This window comes from Sporosarcina koreensis (assembly GCF_001531445.1).
In the GTDB taxonomy this organism is placed as follows: Bacteria; Bacillota; Bacilli; order Bacillales_A; family Planococcaceae; genus Sporosarcina; species Sporosarcina koreensis_C.
The window spans coordinates 1-243 of record NZ_LQYA01000389.1 but is presented as its reverse complement, the minus strand read 5'-3'; the positions used below and the strand labels follow the sequence as shown (position 1 = coordinate 243).

Annotated in this window: 1 protein-coding gene; it reads right to left on the bottom strand. The window is 37.9% G+C overall.

Going from position 1 to position 243, the window contains the following annotated elements; genetic code table 11:
* Window positions 1-243, bottom strand: a 243-nt coding sequence (locus AWV70_RS22550) for a protein rep (protein ID WP_160327733.1), incomplete at both ends; no start/stop codon positions are given.

The window sequence follows — 243 nt, the reverse complement described above, 5'->3', positions numbered from 1 at the left end:
ATAGTCCTTAATTTCATCTTCCAATTCATCAGCTGGCACGTTTGGTGCTGTTAATGTCACAAAGATAAACTCTTTATTTTCCTCTTTCTTTAAGTAAGCCATCATCACCGATAACGCCAACGCATCTTTTCTTGATTTCTTCCACGCACAGATGGGGCAGAAACGATTTTTGCACGTATTGCCTTTATGCTGTTTTTTCTTTTCTAAGCTTTTATCTGCAACCATCATCATGAACGTATTGCA